General features: G+C 58.7%; 19 protein-coding genes and 2 pseudogenes. 5 read left to right on the top strand and 16 right to left on the bottom strand.

Translation table 11 applies throughout. From position 1 onward, the window contains the following. From ABIA42_RS02525 to ABIA42_RS02510, 4 genes are all read right to left on the bottom strand, one after another. Positions 1-291, bottom strand: coding sequence for a ferredoxin (locus ABIA42_RS02525; RefSeq protein ID WP_014497729.1), 291 nt, complete (start codon positions 289-291; stop codon positions 1-3). Between the two features lies 1 nt (position 292). Next, positions 293-1,582, bottom strand: a complete 1,290-nt coding sequence (locus ABIA42_RS02520) for a cytochrome P450 (protein ID WP_014497730.1) — start codon at positions 1,580-1,582, stop codon at positions 293-295. Positions 1,583-1,665: 83 nt separating this feature from the next. After that, positions 1,666-2,871, bottom strand: a complete 1,206-nt coding sequence (locus ABIA42_RS02515) for a cytochrome P450 (RefSeq protein ID WP_011084938.1) — start codon at positions 2,869-2,871, stop codon at positions 1,666-1,668. A 16-nt stretch (positions 2,872-2,887) separates the two neighbouring features. After that, the gene (locus ABIA42_RS02510; RefSeq protein ID WP_011084937.1) at positions 2,888-3,193 is read right to left on the bottom strand and encodes a cytochrome P450; all 306 of its coding nucleotides are present in this window, start codon (positions 3,191-3,193) and stop codon (positions 2,888-2,890) included. 477 nt (positions 3,194-3,670) lie between these two features. Between ABIA42_RS02510 and ABIA42_RS02505 the strand changes: the two are divergent. Next, positions 3,671-3,840: pseudogene (locus ABIA42_RS02505) on the top strand (IS5/IS1182 family transposase); the annotation flags it as partial. 92 nt (positions 3,841-3,932) lie between these two features. Further along, a protein-coding gene (locus ABIA42_RS02500) for an IS5 family transposase (protein ID WP_110115998.1) occupies positions 3,933-4,693 on the top strand; the annotation gives its coding sequence in 2 pieces (ribosomal slippage) (positions 3,933-4,272 and positions 4,272-4,693; 762 coding nt in all). Positions 4,694-5,276: 583 nt separating this feature from the next. On the opposite strand, the gene ABIA42_RS02495 is transcribed toward ABIA42_RS02500, so the two are convergent. The 3 genes from ABIA42_RS02495 to ABIA42_RS02485 form a co-directional block, all read right to left on the bottom strand. Further along, positions 5,277-6,092 (bottom strand): YopT-type cysteine protease domain-containing protein, encoded by an 816-nt coding sequence (locus ABIA42_RS02495; protein WP_028153672.1) that lies wholly within the window; start codon positions 6,090-6,092, stop codon positions 5,277-5,279. A gap of 169 nt (positions 6,093-6,261) precedes the next feature. Continuing rightward, positions 6,262-7,391, bottom strand: a protein-coding gene (locus ABIA42_RS02490; RefSeq protein WP_370115697.1) for an IS3-like element ISRj2 family transposase whose coding sequence is annotated in 2 segments (ribosomal slippage) — positions 6,262-7,139 and positions 7,139-7,391 — 1,131 coding nt in all. Because the reading frame shifts where the segments join, the coding sequence is not laid out codon by codon here. 168 nt (positions 7,392-7,559) lie between these two features. Beyond that, on the bottom strand, positions 7,560-7,844 hold the full coding sequence (locus tag ABIA42_RS02485; protein ID WP_038945511.1) for a hypothetical protein: 285 nt from the start codon (positions 7,842-7,844) through the stop codon (positions 7,560-7,562). An 862-nt stretch (positions 7,845-8,706) separates the two neighbouring features. Here ABIA42_RS02485 and ABIA42_RS02480 point away from each other — a divergent pair. After that, on the top strand, positions 8,707-9,624 hold the full coding sequence (locus ABIA42_RS02480) for a TauD/TfdA family dioxygenase (RefSeq protein ID WP_011084919.1): 918 nt from the start codon (positions 8,707-8,709) through the stop codon (positions 9,622-9,624). Between the two features lie 909 nt (positions 9,625-10,533). On the opposite strand, the gene ABIA42_RS02475 is transcribed toward ABIA42_RS02480, so the two are convergent. The 4 genes and pseudogenes from ABIA42_RS02475 to ABIA42_RS02460 all read right to left on the bottom strand — a co-directional run bounded on the left by ABIA42_RS02475 (position 10,534) and on the right by ABIA42_RS02460 (position 12,914). After that, positions 10,534-11,316: a hypothetical protein gene (locus ABIA42_RS02475; RefSeq protein WP_011084918.1), complete on the bottom strand. Its 783-nt coding sequence runs from the start codon at positions 11,314-11,316 to the stop codon at positions 10,534-10,536. Continuing rightward, the gene (locus tag ABIA42_RS02470; RefSeq protein ID WP_011084917.1) at positions 11,313-11,900 is read right to left on the bottom strand and encodes a serine protease; all 588 of its coding nucleotides are present in this window, start codon (positions 11,898-11,900) and stop codon (positions 11,313-11,315) included. Before ABIA42_RS02470 ends, ABIA42_RS02475 begins: the two co-directional genes overlap by 4 nt. A gap of 145 nt (positions 11,901-12,045) precedes the next feature. After that, positions 12,046-12,192 (bottom strand): annotated as a pseudogene (locus tag ABIA42_RS02465) (M12 family metallopeptidase); the annotation flags it as partial. A 203-nt stretch (positions 12,193-12,395) separates the two neighbouring features. After that, positions 12,396-12,914, bottom strand: coding sequence for a hypothetical protein (locus ABIA42_RS02460; RefSeq protein WP_011084916.1), 519 nt, complete (start codon positions 12,912-12,914; stop codon positions 12,396-12,398). Positions 12,915-14,170: 1,256 nt separating this feature from the next. On the opposite strand from ABIA42_RS02460, the gene ABIA42_RS02455 reads away from it, so the two are divergent. Next, positions 14,171-14,377, top strand: coding sequence for a cold-shock protein (locus tag ABIA42_RS02455; protein WP_011084914.1), 207 nt, complete (start codon positions 14,171-14,173; stop codon positions 14,375-14,377). Positions 14,378-14,671: 294 nt separating this feature from the next. Here ABIA42_RS02455 and ABIA42_RS02450 read toward each other — a convergent pair whose 3' ends face one another. Then, a complete protein-coding gene (locus ABIA42_RS02450) occupies positions 14,672-15,202 on the bottom strand; it encodes a gamma-glutamylcyclotransferase (RefSeq protein ID WP_370115699.1) in 531 nt (176 codons plus the stop codon). A 45-nt stretch (positions 15,203-15,247) separates the two neighbouring features. Then, the gene (locus ABIA42_RS02445; protein WP_223153695.1) at positions 15,248-15,604 is read right to left on the bottom strand and encodes a hypothetical protein; all 357 of its coding nucleotides are present in this window, start codon (positions 15,602-15,604) and stop codon (positions 15,248-15,250) included. Between the two features lie 496 nt (positions 15,605-16,100). On the opposite strand from ABIA42_RS02445, the gene ABIA42_RS02440 reads away from it, so the two are divergent. Continuing rightward, a protein-coding gene (locus tag ABIA42_RS02440) for an IS3-like element ISRj2 family transposase (protein WP_370115697.1) occupies positions 16,101-17,230 on the top strand; the annotation gives its coding sequence in 2 pieces (ribosomal slippage) (positions 16,101-16,353 and positions 16,353-17,230; 1,131 coding nt in all). Between the two features lie 264 nt (positions 17,231-17,494). Here ABIA42_RS02440 and ABIA42_RS02435 read toward each other — a convergent pair. Genes ABIA42_RS02435 through ABIA42_RS02425 form a run of 3 tightly spaced genes read right to left on the bottom strand, consistent with a single transcriptional unit; the run spans position 17,495 to position 19,323 of the window. Then, complete coding sequence (locus tag ABIA42_RS02435; RefSeq protein WP_011084910.1) at positions 17,495-18,619, bottom strand: DUF3800 domain-containing protein; 1,125 nt, start codon at positions 18,617-18,619, stop codon at positions 17,495-17,497. 12 nt (positions 18,620-18,631) lie between these two features. Then, positions 18,632-18,952, bottom strand: coding sequence for a helix-turn-helix domain-containing protein (locus ABIA42_RS02430; protein ID WP_011084909.1), 321 nt, complete (start codon positions 18,950-18,952; stop codon positions 18,632-18,634). After that, complete coding sequence (locus ABIA42_RS02425) at positions 18,949-19,323, bottom strand: type II toxin-antitoxin system RelE/ParE family toxin (RefSeq protein ID WP_014497752.1); 375 nt, start codon at positions 19,321-19,323, stop codon at positions 18,949-18,951. Before ABIA42_RS02425 ends, ABIA42_RS02430 begins: the two co-directional genes overlap by 4 nt. Between the last annotated feature and the right edge of the window lie 112 nt (positions 19,324-19,435).

Here is a 19,435-nt window from a genome sequence, read left to right as displayed (position 1 = left end):
TCATCCTAGATTGTGCTGGTCTTTCGCGGCATGCCGCTCGGCCTCCGCTGGAGAAGGCGCAGGGTCGGCGCTGGCGCGCTCGCCATCGCCAGCGTCGCTTTCGATGACCCGAATGGCGGCGACCGGGCACTGGCTGGCCGCGAGCCGCACGGCGGCGTGCAGCGCATGCGGGACCGTCGCCACGCACACTTCGGCCACGCCGTCCGGTTCGCGCTGGCGAAAGGTGCCCGGCAGCGTCAGCACGCACTGCCCGCTGGTTCCGCACAGATCCTGGTCGACCATGACGCGCATCTCAGCTCCCCTGCGCATGCAGCCGCACCGGCAGCGTGCGGAACGTCCGAAGGAATGCCGAGGGCTCCCGGGTCGGCTGCCCGGCAAATGCCAGCGTGGGGAAGCGGGCCTGGATCCGCGGCAGGCTCTCGGCCAACTGCACCCGGGCCAGTTGCGCACCGAGGCAGAAGTGAATGCCGTGGCCGAAGCTCAGCATGATCTTCCCGTCGGTCGACATGCCTGGACTGGTGCCGTAGAACCGCGCGGGATCGAAGCGATCGGGATCGGCGAAGGCGTCCGGGTCGCGATTGCCGGACGCGATCAGCACGCGCACGTCCGCGTTCTTCGGAATCACCACGCCGCCCAGTTCGATGTCGCGCTGGGCGATACGCGGGATGGAGCTGAACATGGCGGGCGCGTCGCAGCGCAGGACTTCTTCGACGAATGCCCTCACCCGCGCGGCGTCTGCCTGCAGCCAGTGCCGCTGTTCGGGATACGCCAGCATCGCCAGGACGGCATGGTCGATGCTCGCAGCAGTGGTGACGAAGCCGCCCAGCAGCATGCCCCACAGCATGCTGATCAACTCCGCATCCGACAGTGTGTCGGCATCGTCGTCATGTGCGCCGACCAGCATCGACACGATGTCGCGGCGGGGATCGGTGCGCTTGCGCTGTATGAGGTCGCCGAAGTAGGCCTGCACCCTGGCGCTGGCCGCGTCCGCCGCGGCGAGCTGGGGATCGCTGGCGTGCGGGCCCAGGCCTTCCAGAATGGTGCCGATGCCGGCAGCGAGCTCGAACATGTCGTCTTGGGGCATGCCGAACAGTTCGGCGAAAACCAGCATGGGCAAGGCCAGCGCGAATTCCCGATGCAGGTCCACCGCCTCCCCGCGCTCCAGCGCGGGCGTTATGCCGTCCAGGCGCGCTGCGACGATGCGCGCGATGCTCGGCCGCAGGTTGTCGATCTGGCCCATGGTGAAATCGCGCGAGATCAGCCGGCGCAGACGCGTATGCGTCGGTGGGTCCTTCATCGCTAGCGTGGACGCCAACAGATTGAGCGACGGGCTGGTCGCCGCACGCGAGAAATAGCGCGCCAGTTCGCCGGGCGCCGGACCCCGAAACGCATCGCCCGTGGCCTTGAACGCCCAGTAGATGTCGGCGTGGCGGCTCAACAAAAAGAGGCCCGACGCCGCGCGATGCACCGGATCGTGCTCGCGCAACCATCGCATGAACGGATACGGGTCGTGGATGCACGCTGGCGACGCCAGTTCGGCGAAGGCGTCCCGGCATGCTGCCGTGGTTTCTTGCACGTCCATCCTGGTTACCTGTTGGCGGGCTGATCTGACCGGCGCGCGGCAGATTCCGGAGAAGATCGAGATCGCCCGTGGCGTCCGCGACATCACCAGAGCACCGGGAACTGCTCGAACCCGCCCGTGATGATCTCCTTGCGCAACTTCAGTTGTTCCGGCGCCACGGCCAGGCGCAGCGCGGGAAGGCGCTGGAAGATCGAACCGAACACCACCTTGAGCTCCAGCCTGGCCAGCGCCACGCCGATGCACGCGTGCGGCCCGTAGGAAAAAGCCAGGTGCGGCTTTTCCTGGCGTTCGATATCGAAGATTTCCGGGTCGTCGAAATGGTGCGGATCGAACGACGTTGCCGGGAGGCCGACCAGCACCTTGCTCTCCGCGGGAATATGCTCGCCCGCGATGGTCACGTCGGTCCTCGGATAGCGCATGATGCCATCCCAGCCCGCGCCCGGCGGGTACATGCGCAGGATTTCCTCTACCGCCTTGTCGACCAGGGACGGATCGCCGACCAGGCGTTCGCGCTGTTGCGGATGGCGGAACATGGCTAGCAGGCCGAATTCGATCTGCGCGACGGTGCTCTCGTGCCCCGCCACCAGCATGCCCGCCGCCAGGCCAACCGCCTCTTCCTCGCTCGCCTTGCCCTGGTCGACCGCAGCGAGCAGATCCGTCAGCAGGTTGTCGTCCGGATCCTGGCGCTTGTCGCGCATCTTGCCGCGAATGTAGGCGCGCAGTTCTTCCCAGGCCAGGCGGGACGCGCTGCGCGGGCCGCTTTCATGCTGGTGCGTCATCACCTCATCGGACAGCCCGGCGAAAAAGGCGTGATCCTCGTAGAGCACGCCCATCAGCGCGCTGATGACCATGGCCGGAAGCGGAAAGGAGAGGTGGCGCCGCAGGTCGGCGGGCTGGGGCTGGGCCGCCAGCGTCTCGAACAAGTGCGCGGCGATCGCTTCGACCTGCTGCACGAGCAGCTTCACCCTGCGGTCACTGAAGGCCGGCGCCACGATCGCGCGTAGCCGGGCATGCTCGCGCCCCTCGTGCGAGACCAGCCACCCCGGCGAACCGAGAATCACCGAATCCGGGGTGAATGCCGCCGGCGGCATTCCCGCGGGCCGGAACGCCGCGTCGGACAGCACCGCCTTGGCCTCGTCATAGCCTGTCACCCACCAGCCTTCGTGCCCGGAGGGGAAGCGCACGCGGTGGATCGGACCGTTGGCGCGTAGCGCCAACATCTCGGGCGAGGGCTCGATGTGATCGACGCGCCACATCGGCAGCGTCGGCAAGGGTTGTTGTTCGGACATGGTGGCACTTCACTCTCTAAGCGATGGAAGGGCGGAAGGTGACCGGCAGGCGCTGCGGGCAGCGAATGACGTAAGACGGCATGTAGACGACGTCCTCCGCGGCGATGGTCAGCGCCAGATGCTCCAGCCGCACGAACAGCGCGGGGAAGGCGCAGCCCAATTCCAGACGCGCCAGCGCTGCGCCCAGGCAGAAATGCGGCCCCTGGCCGAACGACAGGTGCGGGTTGTGCCGCCGGGTGACATCGAACCTGTCGGCATCGCCATAGATCGACCGTACGGATTGGTGAAGGAGGTTCGACCGTGCCCCCGATGTGTCCGCCATTATAGCCTCCGGACCGGTCCCACACCGTGAACAGAGCAAATCGCGTGCCGAAGTGAATTCGCAGGCTCAGCAGGCACTACATAGCTGCGCGTAGTGTCAGGTTTCTGGCATTCAGTCTCAATGCCGACAACGGGCGCAGTAAGTGCCCGACAAAGGCCTGCTCTCGCGCTGAATGTGCGGGGCAGCCCTTGCGCGAAATTTCAAGCGGATTGGCTGCAGCAGGTGTGGTTCGCCGGAAACCACTCCGATGACGCCGGCGTCATCGAACGCGATCGCGTCAGCCTGTCCGGAGGGCAAGACCTCGCCGCCTTCGTGGCTCTGGCTACCGAAGATGCGGAAGCTCGGGGACGGGGCGCGGTCGCAGCGTCACGATGCCGGGAGTGGACTGAGCGCGAGCTAGATAAGGCGATTCAAGCTATGCTTGAGGGGGTGCCGGCAGCGAAGTTGAAGGACAAGATAGGCACTCTGGAAGCACGCAAGCATGAGCGTCTGCTCAAGGCCGTGCAGCAGCGCCTTGATGCAAACACAGAGGCGATGCGCCAGCATCGCGAGACAGTCGAGCATCCGTTCGGCACGATAAGGCTCGCATGGGAGCGACGCAATTCTTGAACCAAACGCTTCCAAAAGTAGCTACGGAGATGCCTCTCGGTTCTGGCCTTTAGCGTAGGGCGCATTAGGGTCTGTACCTAAATAGCGCCACGTGATTCTCTTGCCTACGTGTTGATTCGGGGGCGAGAGAATGCGCGCTGGTTTGTTTTGGCTGAACGACAGGCAATGGGCGCGTATCGAACCGCATCTGCCGAGGGGACTGACGGGGCCGGATCGGGACGACGACCGACGCATCGTCAGCGGCATCATTCACATGCTGCAATCGGGTGCACGATGGCGTGATTGTCCACGTGAATACGGCCCTTACACGACGATCTACAATCGCTTCAATCGCTGGGCCAAGCGAGGACGATGGTGCGCAATCTTCGAAGCGCTGGCCAAGCCTGGCGAAGACGGCGTCGTACTGTCGCTCGACTCGACCTCGATTAAAGCTCACCGGTGTGCCTCCGGCGGAAAAGGGGGGAGCACAATCAAGCAATCGGCCGCTCGCGCGGAGGCCGCACGACAAAAATCCATGCGCTGAGCGATCCGCTCTGCCGGCCGGTCGTCCTGCATCTGACTCCAGGCCAGGATGCCGATATCGCTGCGGCTCCCGATGTCCTGGCGCTCGCGCCACCCATGAGCGTGCTCCTCGCCGACAAAGGGTATGATGGCGACAAGCTTCGCGGCGAAATCATTCGTCGTGGCGCCAAGCCCGTAATCCCCAATAAATCTAACCGTGTCGTCATCCATCGCTTCAACAAACGCGCCTACAAAGGACGAAATGTCATCGAACGCTGCTTTTGCAGGCTCAAGGACTTCCGGCGCATCGCCACGCGATATGACAAGCTCGCCCGTAATTTTTTGGCCGCTGTTCATCTCGCCGCTCTCGTCGCATATTGGCTCAATTGAGTCTGGACCCTAGATTAGCGACCAGCGCCGGGGTGCATTCTGTGGCGCCGCCCGCAGCGGCGCAATCGCTGGAGTCGCGCCCCTCAGGTCCTGCAGGGAGCACCCTGGCAATTTGGAAAACTCCGACGCTTTCACCGTTCGAAGATAAGGTGCCTTGTCAATCAAGACTTTGGCTTTTCAGGATGAAGCTGCTTGTAAGAGTCACAGCTGGACCAATATCGATGCGCCGGCTTTGCGTGCTTCAAAGTTGATGTCGTGGAAAGTCATATTCTGCGCACAGTCGGTCTGGATCAAGCGCGTGGTTCGATAGCGGACGGCATGGATTGTCGCCGCAGCAATTGTTTCTTGGCGACGTCAGTTGAGCAAACCGCAGGCGGCCATTGCGAAACAGAATTGCAATTTGTGCCGACCGTCATGGATAGCGGGGTGCCGCCCCCCCGCTTTCGATGCCGGCACAATCGCAAGCCGGCACGCAGCCGCCTATCCGCTGCAGATTTGCCCCCGCCGCGACCGAACGCAAGCGCCGGCCGACGCATCCGCGCCTTCACAGAAGGCGTCAATCACCGCGGCCTGAAGGCCCAACTCACTGCATCCTTTGCGTCGTGATTGTCGACAAATGCTGCCCGTTGGGATTCCTGTAACGATTGGCGAGGCTTTGTAACAATGAAGCCATCTGGTCAGGATCTGATCGAACAGTAAATTCTCCATAGTTAGGGTCGAAAAGCGTGGTCGTTCCATTCGAGGCCGACGTCGCCACTGTGTGGGCGCCGCCTTCAGCGAAATACAAGCTGAGTAAATGGTTCGATCCGTCTTCATTGATTTCGTTCACCATGGACTTGACGTTCGAAGACTTGCCGAATGCGAATCTCTTCTCTTCTCCAGCCGGTTCCAAGCCTGCTTCCTCCAAAATGGTATTTTGTGCCTGAAGGTCGGCCTGAGAAGATCCTGCTCCCCTGCTTCGTAACTGATCCTTAAGACCTTGATATTGCTGCTGCCGTTCAGCCGCTGAGGCGTGCGTTTGCGATCCGGGTGTAAGCGCACTCATTCGGGTTGATGGGCTGTTGCTAAGATTGCGGAACCACTCCGCAGTCAGCCCGACGCAGATGCCGTCCACATTCGCATCACGCAGGTCGGCCGTTCTGTATTCGAACAAGGAGGTGGCCGGACTCTCTGGAGAGGATGTACTGGGTTCGGAGGCGCTAGAGGTTTGAACGTTTGCATCCAAGGTATGTGGCTTGCTGCAGCAGGCCCCCATCTTGTCAGGCAACTCCCCCGATCGTGAGCTCCACTGGGGCGCGAGATCTGCAAGTGTTTCTGTAAAGCTGCCGCTATCCACCGACTGGCTCGGTTCGTCAGTTTGGCTAGTGCGTGTAGATGAGCCACCGATTCGATCATACATGACGATTCACCTCTCTGTGCTACAGAGCTGGCCCCGGTTGTTTGGACAGCGCCCCGCTGGATTTAAGTGGATTCCTGCCGGGTTATGCTGAACGCGGGGCTTTACGATTTTGTCGTTGCGTCGGGAGGGCGTAGCCCGACCAGAGCGACGACAAAATCGTCGGCGACGGTCATGCGGCCATCACCATAGCTTGCGTGCCGAAGTAAGCCTCGTCGGGCGTGCGCCCGTCAAGGCTCGAGTGAGGGCGTCCCTGATTGTAGAAGGCCAGATACTTGGCAATTGACGCTCGCGCCTCGGACACGCTGTCGTAGGCGCGGAGATAAACTTCTTCGTATTTGACCGTGCGCCAGAGCCGCTCGACAAACACGTTGTCGCGCCAGGCGCCCTTGCCGTCCATGCTGATGGCGATCTTCGCGTCCAGCAGCACATCGGTGAACTCGAGGCTGGTGAACTGGCTGCCCTGATCCGTGTTGAAAATCTCGGGCCTGCCGTGCTTCGCCAACGCCTCCTGGACCGCTTGGACGCAGAAGGCCGTCTCCATTGTGATCGAGACGCGATGGGCCAGGACCCGTCGGCTGAACACATCGACGACCGCCGCGAGATAGACGAAGCCACGCCGCATCGGAATGTAGGTGATGTCCATTGCCCACGCATGGTCGGGCCGCTCGATCTTCAATCCGCGCAACAGGTACGGGTAGATCTTGTGACCCGGAGCCGGCTTGCTCGTGTTCGGGCGACGATAGACCGCCTCGATCCCCATGCGCTTCATCAGCGTCGCGATGTGGCGGCGACCGGCGTATACCCCCTCCCGCCGCAGCAACGATCGCAGCATACGCGCTCCCGCGAAGGGATAATCGAGATGCAGCTCATCGAGCCGACGCATCAAGGCAAGGTCCTCGGCCGAAACTGGCCGAGGTTCATAGTAGACCGTGCTGCGAGCCAGCTTCAGGACCTTCGCCTGGCGCACGATAGAAAGATCATGACCGCGGTCGATCATCGCTTTGCGCTCAGCAGGCCCGCCTTGGTGAGCGCGCCGGACAAAAAATCGTTTTCCAACGCCAGCTCGCCGATCTTGGCATGTAACGCCTTCAAATCGACCGGCGTCTCGGCCGATGTCTTGTCATGCCCAAACACGCCGGCGGCGCCTTCCAGGAGCTGGTTTTTCCAGATCGTGATCTGGTTCGGATGAACATCAAACAGTTGCGCCAGCTCCGCCAGTGTCTTGTCTCCTTTGACCGCAGCCAAAGCAACCTTCGCCTTGAATGCCGGAGAATGCGTCCGGCGGCTCTTCTTCGTCATCTTCGCTCCTGATTCGCAGCAAGAATCCTCGCCGCTGTCAGGCAGAAAATCCACTCAAGCTACTGTCCGAATTTGCGGGGCCAGCTCTATATCGCGAGTAAGCTAGGTCACATTGTCCGCGTACGGAAAGAACACTACCGATCCGGCGACACTCTGTGAGTTGGGTCTTCATCGATATTTCTGCTCGGTCTCTCTTGGATAGCGCCGGATAACATTTTGGCGTTCCTGACTACGTCCGCGAAAACTCTTCGTAGATATCGAGTTCTTCATTGATTTTGCCCCGAGCTTGCGGCCGGCCTCGTCGAGGTAGAGCTGATTGATCAGGCCGCCGTTGTGGATCAGAAAATCACGCGAAGCCTTCATTTCAACGTCGGTCGCGACAAGATCGGGCTTGAGCTGGATCGAAAGCACTTCCGCCGTCTTCGCCAGATACTCGGATGGATTACCGAACATCAGATCCTGGCACCGCAGGGCGATATAGGCTTCTTCTCCAAATAGCGGTACAGCGCCAAGGCGTCTTCTTCGACGACGCCAATGTGGCCGCGGAGAAGCACTTGCTCGAAAACCATTTCCACAACCAGCTCAGGGCCAGGCTACTTGGCTGCGAGGCGATCACCCAGCTCGTGCGCAGACCGCCATTGCCCCGCGCGAATACCTCAACAGCAAGGGCGAGCTTTCCCGCAAGATGCAGGATGACGCACCGTCGCGTGGAATCTCACGACTGGTGTCTATTACAAAGCGGGCGAGAAGCCGTGGTCTCTTGCCGACATCCGGGATGGCGTCTGCTACACAGTCCTCGTCTTCAAGCGTACAAACAACCCGGTCGAAGCGAAGGAGGCGTGCTGTGGCGCGCAGATGTTCCCTCATACCGGCGAAGGCATCGAACGCCGCGGCTGCGAAGACCGCCCCCGTCAATGGCCCGAACCTCGGCCGGCGTTCTCCGGACGCTGCCGTTCTATCGACGTTTTGCGGCGAGGAACGGGCAGCTCTTAGGGGACCTCTTATCGCTTCGGTGTCAGTGACCGTGCATTCGAACAGATTCCTATTCATCGGGCAGCGGACGCAAGAGCAAACGCTCAGCGAAATACAACGCTTTCGCCGCGGTCAACTACCACTGCTAGCAATTGATCGAACTAGGGATTTGTTCAATATTCGATGAAGCGGATGCTGCGGTAACCTTTTCGAAGTCGCGTGAGTTCAAACGGGAGCCACTCGCTACCCATAGATGATGACGGATCCAGCTAGCGGTCGCCGCTCGCGCTGGTCTGCCTGGTCGAGCGGATAGTGTGGCCTAGGGGCTACGCAAGATGGGACCATGACTGCAATGATCTTGTCGGACAATGTCATTCCTCGCGCCGATGTCATTAAACGCGCAGTGCGCATCGGCGCAGAAATCCGAAATGTCAAACTGTCAGGCGATTTACCGGAGCAGACGATTGCCTCGATCAATGGGCTGCTTTTGGAGCACAAGGTCATCTTCTTTCGCGGCCAGCTCCACCTCGATGATGCGGAGCAGGAGAGCTTTGCCATTCGTTTCGGAGAGTTGACACCTCATCCAACGCTCGGTGCGATCAAGGGAACAGCGTCGATCATCGAGCTTGATTCCACCCGTGCAGGTAGCCGGGCGGATCTCTGGCACACTGATGGAACCTTCGTCGATGCCTACCCTAAGATCGCCGTGCTGCGAGGCATTGTGATGCCACCTTTCGGTGGCGATACGGTCTGGTCAAACACCGCCTCGGCCTACCTCGACCTAGCGCCGCCGCTCCAAGGGCTTGCAGACAGGCTATGGGCCGTTCACAGTAATGCCTTTGACTACGCAATACTTGCCCGCGTCAGCGAGCTCGACAAGAAGCACTTGGACGAAGTCTTCACTAAAACAATCTATCGGACTGAGCATCCCGTTGTGCGCGTGCACCCGGAGACTGGCGAACGCACGCTCGTGCTCGGCGCTCTGGTGCAAAACTTCGTTGGCCTGCCGAAATACGATGGCCAGAAGCTGTTCGATTTGTTTCAGTCTCATATCACTGCGCTCGAAAACACTGTGCGTTGGAGTTGGAGGGATGGTGATGTAGCGATCTGGGACAATCGCGCTACACAACATTATGCAGTGAATGACTACGGCGACCAACATCGCCTCGTTCATCGCGCAACCGTCGCCGGTGAGGTGCCAGTCAGCATCGATGGTCGGAGTAGCGTAACGCGCATAACGGGCGACCACCAAGCTGTCTAGATAAGCGACAACATTGGCTACGACACGCACAATGGAAACTCTGCGGTTGTGCGCTCAATCGCTCTCTGCAATATTCGGCAGCTAGGTTCCCGTCGCAGTCAAAATATGAACCCGATGCGGCGCCTCTCAACTTGAAAAGCAACAACTGTTCTTCACAGGCCGCAAGAGGTTCAGCAGCTGCTCGTAGCGGTACAATAATCATTAGAGCGGCCGGGGAGTGTTCTCGTCGGCAGATGCTGAGTCTCGATCGGCCACATGGCCGGGGGCCTTTCCAGGAATGCTCCGCTCGTACGTTTTTGAGCAATCCCATACGATCTGTCCTTTCTTGGGGTAATGGCCGCGACATTATAGCTGGTTAGCACCGCGCTTTATCGTGCCTTACAACGCTAAGGAAGTTGGGATGCAATATGGATCTGCCTGCACCAGCATGCGTGAGGGATCTACCGTCTCGCCATCCGCAACAGTTTACTCTTACACCGATCGGTTCCTCCTCATGAACGCGGCTGGCGCACTTTCCCGCGCATCCTCAAAGCCGCAGCCCAAGGTCTCAGCGCCCAGTGACCACCCATCGTCTCGGAAGAGTTCTGGCGCAGACGCGCCTGCTTCCCTCGGCTCGGTCGGAGGAACGTCTAGCTGGTTATTGCCCGTTACGACCGTATCTGAGAGAGGCGGCTCAATTTATCGAAGATGAGGTCATCCACCTCTACAAGCACCACAGTGGCCGCCTCGCGTCTTATGGCGGTCCGCAAATGGCGTGCAGTGTTAAGCGTGAATTGCGGTTCCTCGATCAATAAGACTGACTTGTTGACCACAACGTCGGACCCGGTAGTGCTCTTGTCGGGAGGTGCCTCCTCGCTCGCCTCGCCGGCGGTGGGCCGCCACGTCCGATAACCATGATAGCGCCGAAAATCATGGTAATAGCCGGGGTCGTAGCGATAGCCATATCCCCTGAACGCGCTCACATGTTTCTGTGGTGCTTTGTGGATATGCGGCTTCGCCGGCTGCGAAGCAGGACCCTGGTGGGCGCAACCGGCCGCAAGCGCGCAGAAGAGGACAGCGAGTATCGCCTGAACCTGCCGGAAAGCGGGGCCGAGCCGATGCAGCCCGTTGGAAGCGCAGGCCGGTAAGGAAAGCATGACCATCGATCGGCACCTGCGTCGCAAGGATCTGGGAAACGTTGACAGTGGCGCCGAGCCATCCGCGGTATCTGTCGACGGCAGGTCCGCTCGTGAGCTTGTAGGTGAAGCGAGCCTGCGCGCCGGTATCGTTGACCGCACAAGCGATATTGCTGGCGCCGTTTCCGGTCTCGACGTGCCACGTGCACCCTGCAATGCGATAGCCGGGCTCTGCAGGGAACGTCTCGGCATAGTCTGCAGTATGCTCTGCAAAGACGACGGGGTGGTCGTCCTTGGTTTTATCCACCGTATAGGAGCGCTCGATCTGCTTCGGTTCGTCAAGCTGTGATACCGGCACGTTCACGATAAGGCGGCGGTCTTCGGGCAGTATCGTGTGGATCGCTCCGGCAAGAATTTCGGGGATCTTCACCCCAGCGTTGGCTTGGGTCTGCACATGCGTGGAGTTCAGCTTGCTCCAGTTCTCAAAGAAGATCGTCGTGTCAACCCATTTCGTCCAGCAGACAGAGGGTTGTGGTAGGGCTGCGATCATGCTGTAGAGCGGGCTTGCGGTGATCACGGTCGCTGGAATGATGAAGTTGACACCGGAAACCTGCGCCTCGTTCCACTTGACGATGCCGCCACGCCGAACTCGTTGAATGCAGGTCCGCCGCTGTTGCCGACATTCATGATTGTGTCGGTCTGCCGTCGGCCGTTCGGGCTCGTCTGGCTGCTGATCAGACCGCTCGAAATGCTCAGATCCAGATCGAGAGGATAACCTAGCAAATAGATCGGGGCCTGCTGGTTGTCGTTGATCACAGGCATCGGGCAACGAGAGGCGCCACGGCTATTGCCGGCGGACTGCGACAGCTCCAGAAGAGCCAGGTCCCTGGCATCGTCGCGATGAACCGCAGTGACCTTGATGGGATTCGCATTGCGCGACCCGAGGCGGGCATTGACGTCGAAGCTCTTGTAGTTCTCCTCGCGTCCGATCACATGGCTGTTGGTCAGCACGAGGCTGTCGCCGATGAGCAGCCCGGAGCCGCCGCCGACTTCCTGCTTGTCGTTGTACATCACGCCAACGTACTGGACGTGAACCGTCCTGACATTGTAGCGCGCAGCAATCTGCACCGCCGCGCGATCGGCCAGCGCGGGCGCGCCCATGGATAGTAAGAGACCGAGTGTCGGGAGGGATAGAATTTCCTGACGGCGGCGATATCGAGTGGGCTGAGTTGTCCTTTCCGTTCCATGCTGGATTACAATAGTTCATTATTGAATCGAGATCGTATTGGGTGACCTTATAATCGCCGACCGAGCCGGAAGCTTTTTCGTTACGGCACGCCTCCGGCGCATCGTCGCGGTTCTGTTCATGCGTAAAACCGAGGGCATGTCCGAATTCGTGGACAGCGACAACGCGAATGCAGAACTCGCGCCGATCTCGGAGCCTTTGCTCCAATGATTGAAGCTGAAATTGAGAGTCATGCCTGACGGCTTGCGGTCGAGATACTCCACCCTCCTGTATACTGGCACCAAAACCAACCTTTGGACCCCCAGTATGGGTTGCTGGCAGTGCGTGGACGCGGGCAGACCGGGATCAGACGCACAGCCGACAAGCTTCAGGCGGAATTGGTTGAGGCGGAGATCCCCCAAGCGCTTCCGTCAATGCTGGCCAGATCCTGGCTCAGGGATCAGCGGCGCGCCGCCAACGGAAATTGGCCCTTCTGGCTTAGAGGGCTGGACCGCTCTTTTCGCCAGCTTCGAAGCTGATTGGGCTGCAGGCGGAGAAGAGACTGGCGGCGCAGACGCAGCAGCGAGTGAACTCTGCAAGGATTCGATCTTCGCGGTCAACGCTTCGATTTGGTCCGTCATCCGCTTCAAATCGGCTTGCTGCGCACCGATATTGCGATTGAGTTCTGCGATTACATCGCTCGCCCGTTGTTGCTCGGATCGAACCTCCAGCAGAGCTTCCCTAACCTCAGGTGACAAGCCATGCATCGGCGCGGGCCCAAGCACTTGCGACCTCGCCAAAATTGTCTCCATGTTAGTCCAAACACAGGCTGCCGCGGCACACAAACCAAAGAAGACCAAGAGGACGAGAATCCAAGACGAGCGCCGGGAGGATTTGTGCAAAATGCGCGGTAACTCCGAGGCGTTCGCCTCAGCAACCACATCCATCATTCTCAGCTGCCATTCCCAAATTTTGACGCCTCTCGTTCACGCAATAATGGGCATCAGTCAAGAGCTGCGGGCGAGGTACGATACTGAGCGCAAGCTCGCCGGAAGTCCCGCTATCGCTGTCGGCAATCGCCTTTCGCGTTTTTAGATCGGACTTTCGACCGAGCAGCTTACCGACCGATCATGGCTCGGGTCCGGCTGCTTAGGCCGACAGGCTAGCGGATGCAGGGCCGTGAAGCTGAAGCGGCGTCGAGATCCAGCATGAACTCGCCCATATGCGCCGCAATCCTTTGCTAAACGGGGGATAAGAGCAGGCAACGTCACCTCAGATTGTACCAGGCTCGACATCCGAATTACGATTTTGGCGAACACCTTTGGGGCATCCATTCGCGTTCGTATGGACGCGGCGACACTAGATCGAACACTCGTCCTCGAAACCTGTCTCTTTGAGAGGCGCAAACTCCGTTTTGCCAAGCTTTGGGCTGTCCATGATCAGGCCGGTTCGACGCTTGACAGCCCGACAGCCTTGCAGGAACGAGCGAGGAATAGAATCAAAGGGCCTCCCCAGCTCGACAAGGACGGTCTACATTTGCGTCCCAATCTGCCGGATCCGCATCAGCATTTGTTTTGAGGTTCTTGTTTTAAAGTGGAGCGCGGGGTCCGGCAGGTGCCGCTAAGATTTGCGGCTTTGGTGCTACCGCGTTTGGTTGGAGAAAGTGAGTTTTCAGGTCTCGATACTTAGGATTCTCGCCGGCCAACCGGAGGGCCGGGCGAGCCTTGCCGTCCTCAAGGATTACCTGGCGGTGTTCTACACCAGCGGTCCGGAGTGGACGGATCGTACGAAGCGATTGGCGGCGCAGACGCCGGATCTCAATATTTTCGGACAAGGGCTGGTTACGCGGGAACCCGGACAATGGATCATAACGGACAAAGGGCGGGCCTTTCTTGCTCTTCTGGAACAGAAGAGCGTACCTGACTCTCAGGAGCGAACGCTCGAAGGCATGGTTGAGAAACCCCTTGCAAGTAGGCTTCCCGCGCTTGCGCCGGGCCGACAAGACCACAGTGCCAGTCGCCGGCACCTCCGCCGGAAGCCGCTGAGGGCGCGCGATGGGCGTTCCAGCTAGCCCCTCCCTAAGCTCACGCCCGGCGACGATGTTGCTCCATATCGTGCCGGAGCAACATTGCATACCCCGCGCACCGGCTTGATGCCCTTCGCAAACCATACTTAGATCGCTGTTGTTTGAGATGGAGACATTGTAGTGGCAACCGGTATTGTGAAGTGGTTCAGCGCGACAAAGGGTTATGGATTTATCAAGCCCGATGATGGCGAAGCCGACGTATTCGTGCACATCAGGTCAGTCGAGAAGGCCGGATACACCTCCCTTGCTGAGGGGGCCCGGATCAGCTTCGAGCGCAAGACCGGCAGCTCCGGCAAAGTGTCCGCAGACAATCTGCGTATAGGATAGCCTTCTTTCGCGACGAGGGGAGACATGGTTCTCTAAGGACCAAGCCACCACGATTCGAGACGGATGGTAATCGACGCAAGCAATTGAGATATCGTCACTAAATCAACGTAGAAATATTTCTGTGCTAGCATTTGTGCTAAATCAGCGACTTAGACCTGCCTGAATGTGATAGATGTCACACTTTGAGGCAGCATTCTTGACGAGGCCCCAGCCGGGACGGATGGTCTGCTATCGCCTCGCTACCGAGCTCATCTGCCGGAGCTATACCCTCTCCCATACCCTCAAAGGCAAATCCTAGCCTTGGAGAGCCTGCACTGCTTGCCATAGCTCGGTAACGGCCGGATCTTCTAAACCCACATCGTGCAGGCCTTCAAAATTCCTCCTCACATAATCCAGTGCACTGCCACTAGTGCCTCGGGCCTTGAGGATCATCTCTGCCTTCTTGGCAGTGCTTATCGTCGAACCGAGCGGGTTTACTCCCTCATAGATGTATACCTTGGCGTCTACCGAGCGCCCGTCGGCCAACAGCACCTGCAGATCTGTCGGATCACACGCTTCTCTTTTTCGCAGAGCACGTAAGAGGACCGGTATTTTGTCATTGTCCGGAAACTCAAAAGCGGCTCCCTCACAGCTGGCCCCATCAAACGGCTCCAGATTCAGCGTGATGCCAGGGTTCTCTTTGGTCCCCCAGTTAACCACTGACTTCTTATTGAAGGTTCGACGATAGCCACGAAGCGTTGCGCGCTGAGACCCCGCGCAGCCGAACTCGGACTGCCATCCATCAAAGGTGAGAGACCCGAAGCCAAAGACCCAGACCACGATCACGCCTCCATCTGGGCCAAGGTTTGCTCGAACAGCATACTCACCAGTCTAGTCCCGATAGGGCGTGCAAAGGTCGGAGGCTAGCTGATCAGACACGCCTGTAACCCGCTTCTGGATAAACTCCGGAGTGAAATCCTGAAACCTATCGCTATTCGCTCGCAGCTTAATGATCGCCTCAGGGTCAATCTTCAGAAGTTCCTCCACATAGCCCAACACCTTCACATAAGAAGGGGCGTTCACGTGCCTTGGCCCAACCAGGTTTGCAAACAGGGTGGCAATTCCCTCCTCAATGTTAAGGGCGGCGCCACCCCCGTTCGGGGTAAGGAGGTGCACTATTTCCTGAGACAGTTCGAAACGCGCTTGCTCTTCATTCGACTGACAAGTGTCGCTCAGATGAATCACCACGCATCTGCTTTCCTGCGAGTACTGCGGAAACCAAACACCAGGGCGAGGGCCTCCCACCTCAATTCCAAGGATCGTCCAGCTCCGATCACGCGTGCCGAATTGCCTCTCTGCCTGATTCAACCAATCCCCCAGTAAAGTTGTGAGGGTGTATGTCCAGCGCTTAGACTCCTCCTGCCAAGTCCTAACGAATCCAACCGTCGGCGACGTAAGCATCTATTCAGCCTCCCTTTTAGGGAACCCTACGCTAAAGCTCCGCAGCGGCCAACAGAGATACCCCTCAATCTGCGCACGCACTTGGGACGAAAGGCCGGACTTTACCCACTCGCTCAAACCGAAGCCCCACTCGTAACTCCCGATGCCTTCCTCTTCGCTTTCGCCCTTAGGATGGGAACAGGCGACACGATGGTTAGAGCTGGCCCCGCAAATTCGGACAGTAGCTTGAGTGGGTTTTCTGCCTGACAGCGGCGAGGATTCTTGCTGCGAATCAGGAGCGAAGATGACGAAGAAGAGCCGCCGGACGCATTCTCCGGCATTCAAGGCGAAGGTTGCTTTGGCTGCGGTCAAAGGAGACAAGACACTGGCGGAGCTGGCGCAACTGTTTGATGTTCATCCGAACCAGATCACGATCTGGAAAAACCAGCTCCTGGAAGGCGCCGCCGGCGTGTTTGGGCATGACAAGACATCGGCCGAGACGCCGGTCGATTTGAAGGCGTTACATGCCAAGATCGGCGAGCTGGCGTTGGAAAACGATTTTTTGTCCGGCGCGCTCACCAAGGCGGGCCTGCTGAGCGCAAAGCGATGATCGACCGCGGTCATGATCTTTCTATCGTGCGCCAGGCGAAGGTCCTGAAGCTGGCTCGCAGCACGGTCTACTATGAACCTCGGCCAGTTTCGGCCGAGGACCTTGCCTTGATGCGTCGGCTCGATGAGCTGCATCTCGATTATCCCTTCGCGGGAGCGCGTATGCTGCGATCGTTGCTGCGGCGGGAGGGGGTATACGCCGGTCGCCGCCACATCGCGACGCTGATGAAGCGCATGGGGATCGAGGCGGTCTATCGTCGCCCGAACACGAGCAAGCCGGCTCCGGGTCACAAGATCTACCCGTACCTGTTGCGCGGATTGAAGATCGAGCGGCCCGACCATGCGTGGGCAATGGACATCACCTACATTCCGATGCGGCGTGGCTTCGTCTATCTCGCGGCGGTCGTCGATGTGTTCAGCCGACGGGTCCTGGCCCATCGCGTCTCGATCACAATGGAGACGGCCTTCTGCGTCCAAGCGGTCCAGGAGGCGTTGGCGAAGCACGGCAGGCCCGAGATTTTCAACACGGATCAGGGCAGCCAGTTCACCAGCCTCGAGTTCACCGATGTGCTGCTGGACGCGAAGATCGCCATCAGCATGGACGGCAAGGGCGCCTGGCGCGACAACGTGTTTGTCGAGCGGCTCTGGCGCACGGTCAAATACGAAGAAGTTTATCTCCGCGCCTACGACAGCGTGTCCGAGGCGCGAGCGTCAATTGCCAAGTATCTGGCCTTCTACAATCAGGGACGCCCTCACTCGAGCCTTGACGGGCGCACGCCCGACGAGGCTTACTTCGGCACGCAAGCTATGGTGATGGCCGCATGACCGTCGCCGACGATTTTGTCGTCGCTCTGGTCGGGCTACGCCCTCCCGACGCAACGACAAAATCGTAAAGCCCCGCGTTCAGCATAACCCGGCAGGAATCCACTTAAATCCAGCGGGGCGCTGTCCAAACAACCGGGGCCAGCTCTGACGCTATAGATCTTGCAATTGCTTCAAAGGCAAGATCACCATCTAAATACTCCCGACGTTCAGCTGAGAAGTTCGAAGTATCCCACCCTCGCGAATGCCGATTATTGATCGCCTCGTTCATGCAACGTGAGCCCCATCTGGAAAGCGAAGAAACAGATCAAGCTTATCTATGTCGTGCACACTGGCGACATGATGAAGGAACGTGACATTGGCTGCATGCGAAGCTGAGATGAGGTCCGACAAGAGTTTTGCGTTCTCCAGGCTCGTCCCGGCCAGAGCCTCTCGATCCGCAGCGACGTCCTCATGACCCGTGTTCGTAAAGTAGGTGTGCATCTTTCCTAAGACGCCCACAATAACGTCTGAGATCTGAAGCCCTAGCTCGGCTTTGGAATCCGCAAATCGGAAGTTCGCAACCGGTTTCCCCTGGCTGGTCAGAGGTGTTTCCAGCAGGCGGTCGTGGATGACCTTCTCCATGTCGAAGATGTGGGTCGAATTCTTGAAGATCGCGATACGTCCCTGGTAAAAGGTACTGAACTCATCGATGAGCAGGTTCGGGTAATAACCTTCAATGAACTCCAGACTCTCCAGCGCCCGTCCGGCCTGCAGTACACCTTTCAACATCATTGCATTGAAATGCCGGAGGACATCACTGTTACGTTCGAGAATCTCAATGAGCCTGTCGAGGAAGGGTCTCCGCCCCTCGGGTGATAACCCCGGATAGCCGAAATCGTGAAATAGCTGGATGGTTGCGGCCAGTTCGCAGCGCAGCACTGCGACGAGGTCGCTTTTCAGCAAGACGTGGTATTGCAAGAGCATCGGATTGCCAAGTTCAGGCACGATCGAATCGATGATATCTGCAACTGACCAGTAGAATGGATCCAGCTCGTGATAGTGGATCATCAACCCGTTATCGATAAGCCATCGAAGGAACGTGGTCAGCTTTCGGGAGCGAAGAACGTCAAGAAAGTTACCCTTGGCGACATGCTCCAGTTTGATTTCCGGAGCCGTCTTCTGGATACGCATCGCTTCTCGAAGCGATTGAATCTCAATCGGTCGCGGTGCTCCTTCATGCACAATGCCGCCGAGGACGAATACCTTCAGCTCAGCAACGTTCAAACGTCCATCGTCAATATACAACTTGCGGATATTGTTGGTCTCATCGTGATAAAACGTATAGACGCCGTCGGCCTTGGTCAAACCATGTAGCTGGATTTCAGCATCCCGAAGTTCGTCAATATCCATCCATTCCCACTCTTAGGCCGCAGCTCGCGAGGATGCGCGACGAACGGGCTTATGACGGATAACGACGTCCACACGATAATTAAGCCGATCTAGGCATCGAACAATCCTGTCGATCGAGAACTTCCCTACGCGGCCGGTCACTAGGGCAGATACATCAGGCTGTTTAAGGCCTAGCAGTTCGGCAGCCTTTGTCTGAGTCAACTTGCGACGTTTGATGATCGCACGAAGCTCACGAATAAGTTTGGCTTTGAGGAGTTCTTCCTCAGGATTGGCAAAGCCAAGGTCAGCGAAAATATTATCGCTGCCTGCGGTTGCTTTAATTGCCTTACTCATTTCTTGCCTCCTTTTCCGTAGTTCTCTTGGTAATGAGCCTCGGCTGCCTTCAACCGGGCCTGAATTACCAAGATGTCGTGCTTCGGAGTCTCAATCCCCTTCTTCGACTTCTTTTGGAAGGCATGAAGGACATAGATAACGCCAGCGAAGCGTACGGTGTAGACGGCACGGAACGTATCGCCATCTTCATCGTCGATGACCTCCAGTACACTCCGGCCACCAAAGCCCTTTAAGGCCTTGGCACGAGGATGCTCGTCGCCGTTTTGTGCATCATTGATCGCAAACCCCATGACGCGGCGAACCTCGTCCGGGAAAGCTCGTAGATCGTCCTTTGACGATCCGATCCAAACTACGGGCTTCTGTGTGGTCATTCGCCCTTCTCTTATAGCACTACTGCTATAATTTTGCAAGGGTTTCCTGACGGGCCTATAAATGGCGAATTTCCGCCACTGCCCGTCGACGACCTCTCCGATCCTGTCCATC

Origin of the sequence: Bradyrhizobium sp. USDA 327 (genome assembly GCF_041262065.1) — a bacterium.
GTDB classification, from domain to species: Bacteria; Pseudomonadota; Alphaproteobacteria; order Rhizobiales; family Xanthobacteraceae; genus Bradyrhizobium; species Bradyrhizobium liaoningense.
Note: the sequence above shows the minus strand (reverse complement) of the source record. Positions and strands in the feature narration are given on the sequence as shown.

Excerpts from the sequence above, each read along its gene's own strand:
- ABIA42_RS02525 (WP_014497729.1), bottom strand. The coding sequence starts at position 291 with ATGCGCGTCATGGTCGACCAGGATCTGTGCGGAACCAGCGGGCAGTGC.
- ABIA42_RS02520 (WP_014497730.1), bottom strand. The coding sequence starts at position 1,582 with ATGGACGTGCAAGAAACCACGGCAGCATGCCGGGACGCCTTCGCCGAA.
- ABIA42_RS02515 (WP_011084938.1), bottom strand. The coding sequence starts at position 2,871 with ATGTCCGAACAACAACCCTTGCCGACGCTGCCGATGTGGCGCGTCGAT.
- ABIA42_RS02510 (WP_011084937.1), bottom strand. The coding sequence starts at position 3,193 with ATGGCGGACACATCGGGGGCACGGTCGAACCTCCTTCACCAATCCGTA.
- ABIA42_RS02495 (WP_028153672.1), bottom strand. The coding sequence starts at position 6,092 with ATGTATGATCGAATCGGTGGCTCATCTACACGCACTAGCCAAACTGAC.
- ABIA42_RS02485 (WP_038945511.1), bottom strand. The coding sequence starts at position 7,844 with ATGTTCGGTAATCCATCCGAGTATCTGGCGAAGACGGCGGAAGTGCTT.
- ABIA42_RS02480 (WP_011084919.1), top strand. The coding sequence starts at position 8,707 with ATGACTGCAATGATCTTGTCGGACAATGTCATTCCTCGCGCCGATGTC.
- ABIA42_RS02470 (WP_011084917.1), bottom strand. The coding sequence starts at position 11,900 with ATGGGCGCGCCCGCGCTGGCCGATCGCGCGGCGGTGCAGATTGCTGCG.
- ABIA42_RS02460 (WP_011084916.1), bottom strand. The coding sequence starts at position 12,914 with ATGATGGATGTGGTTGCTGAGGCGAACGCCTCGGAGTTACCGCGCATT.
- ABIA42_RS02435 (WP_011084910.1), bottom strand. The coding sequence starts at position 18,619 with ATGGATATTGACGAACTTCGGGATGCTGAAATCCAGCTACATGGTTTG.
- ABIA42_RS02430 (WP_011084909.1), bottom strand. The coding sequence starts at position 18,952 with ATGAGTAAGGCAATTAAAGCAACCGCAGGCAGCGATAATATTTTCGCT.
- ABIA42_RS02425 (WP_014497752.1), bottom strand. The coding sequence starts at position 19,323 with ATGACCACACAGAAGCCCGTAGTTTGGATCGGATCGTCAAAGGACGAT.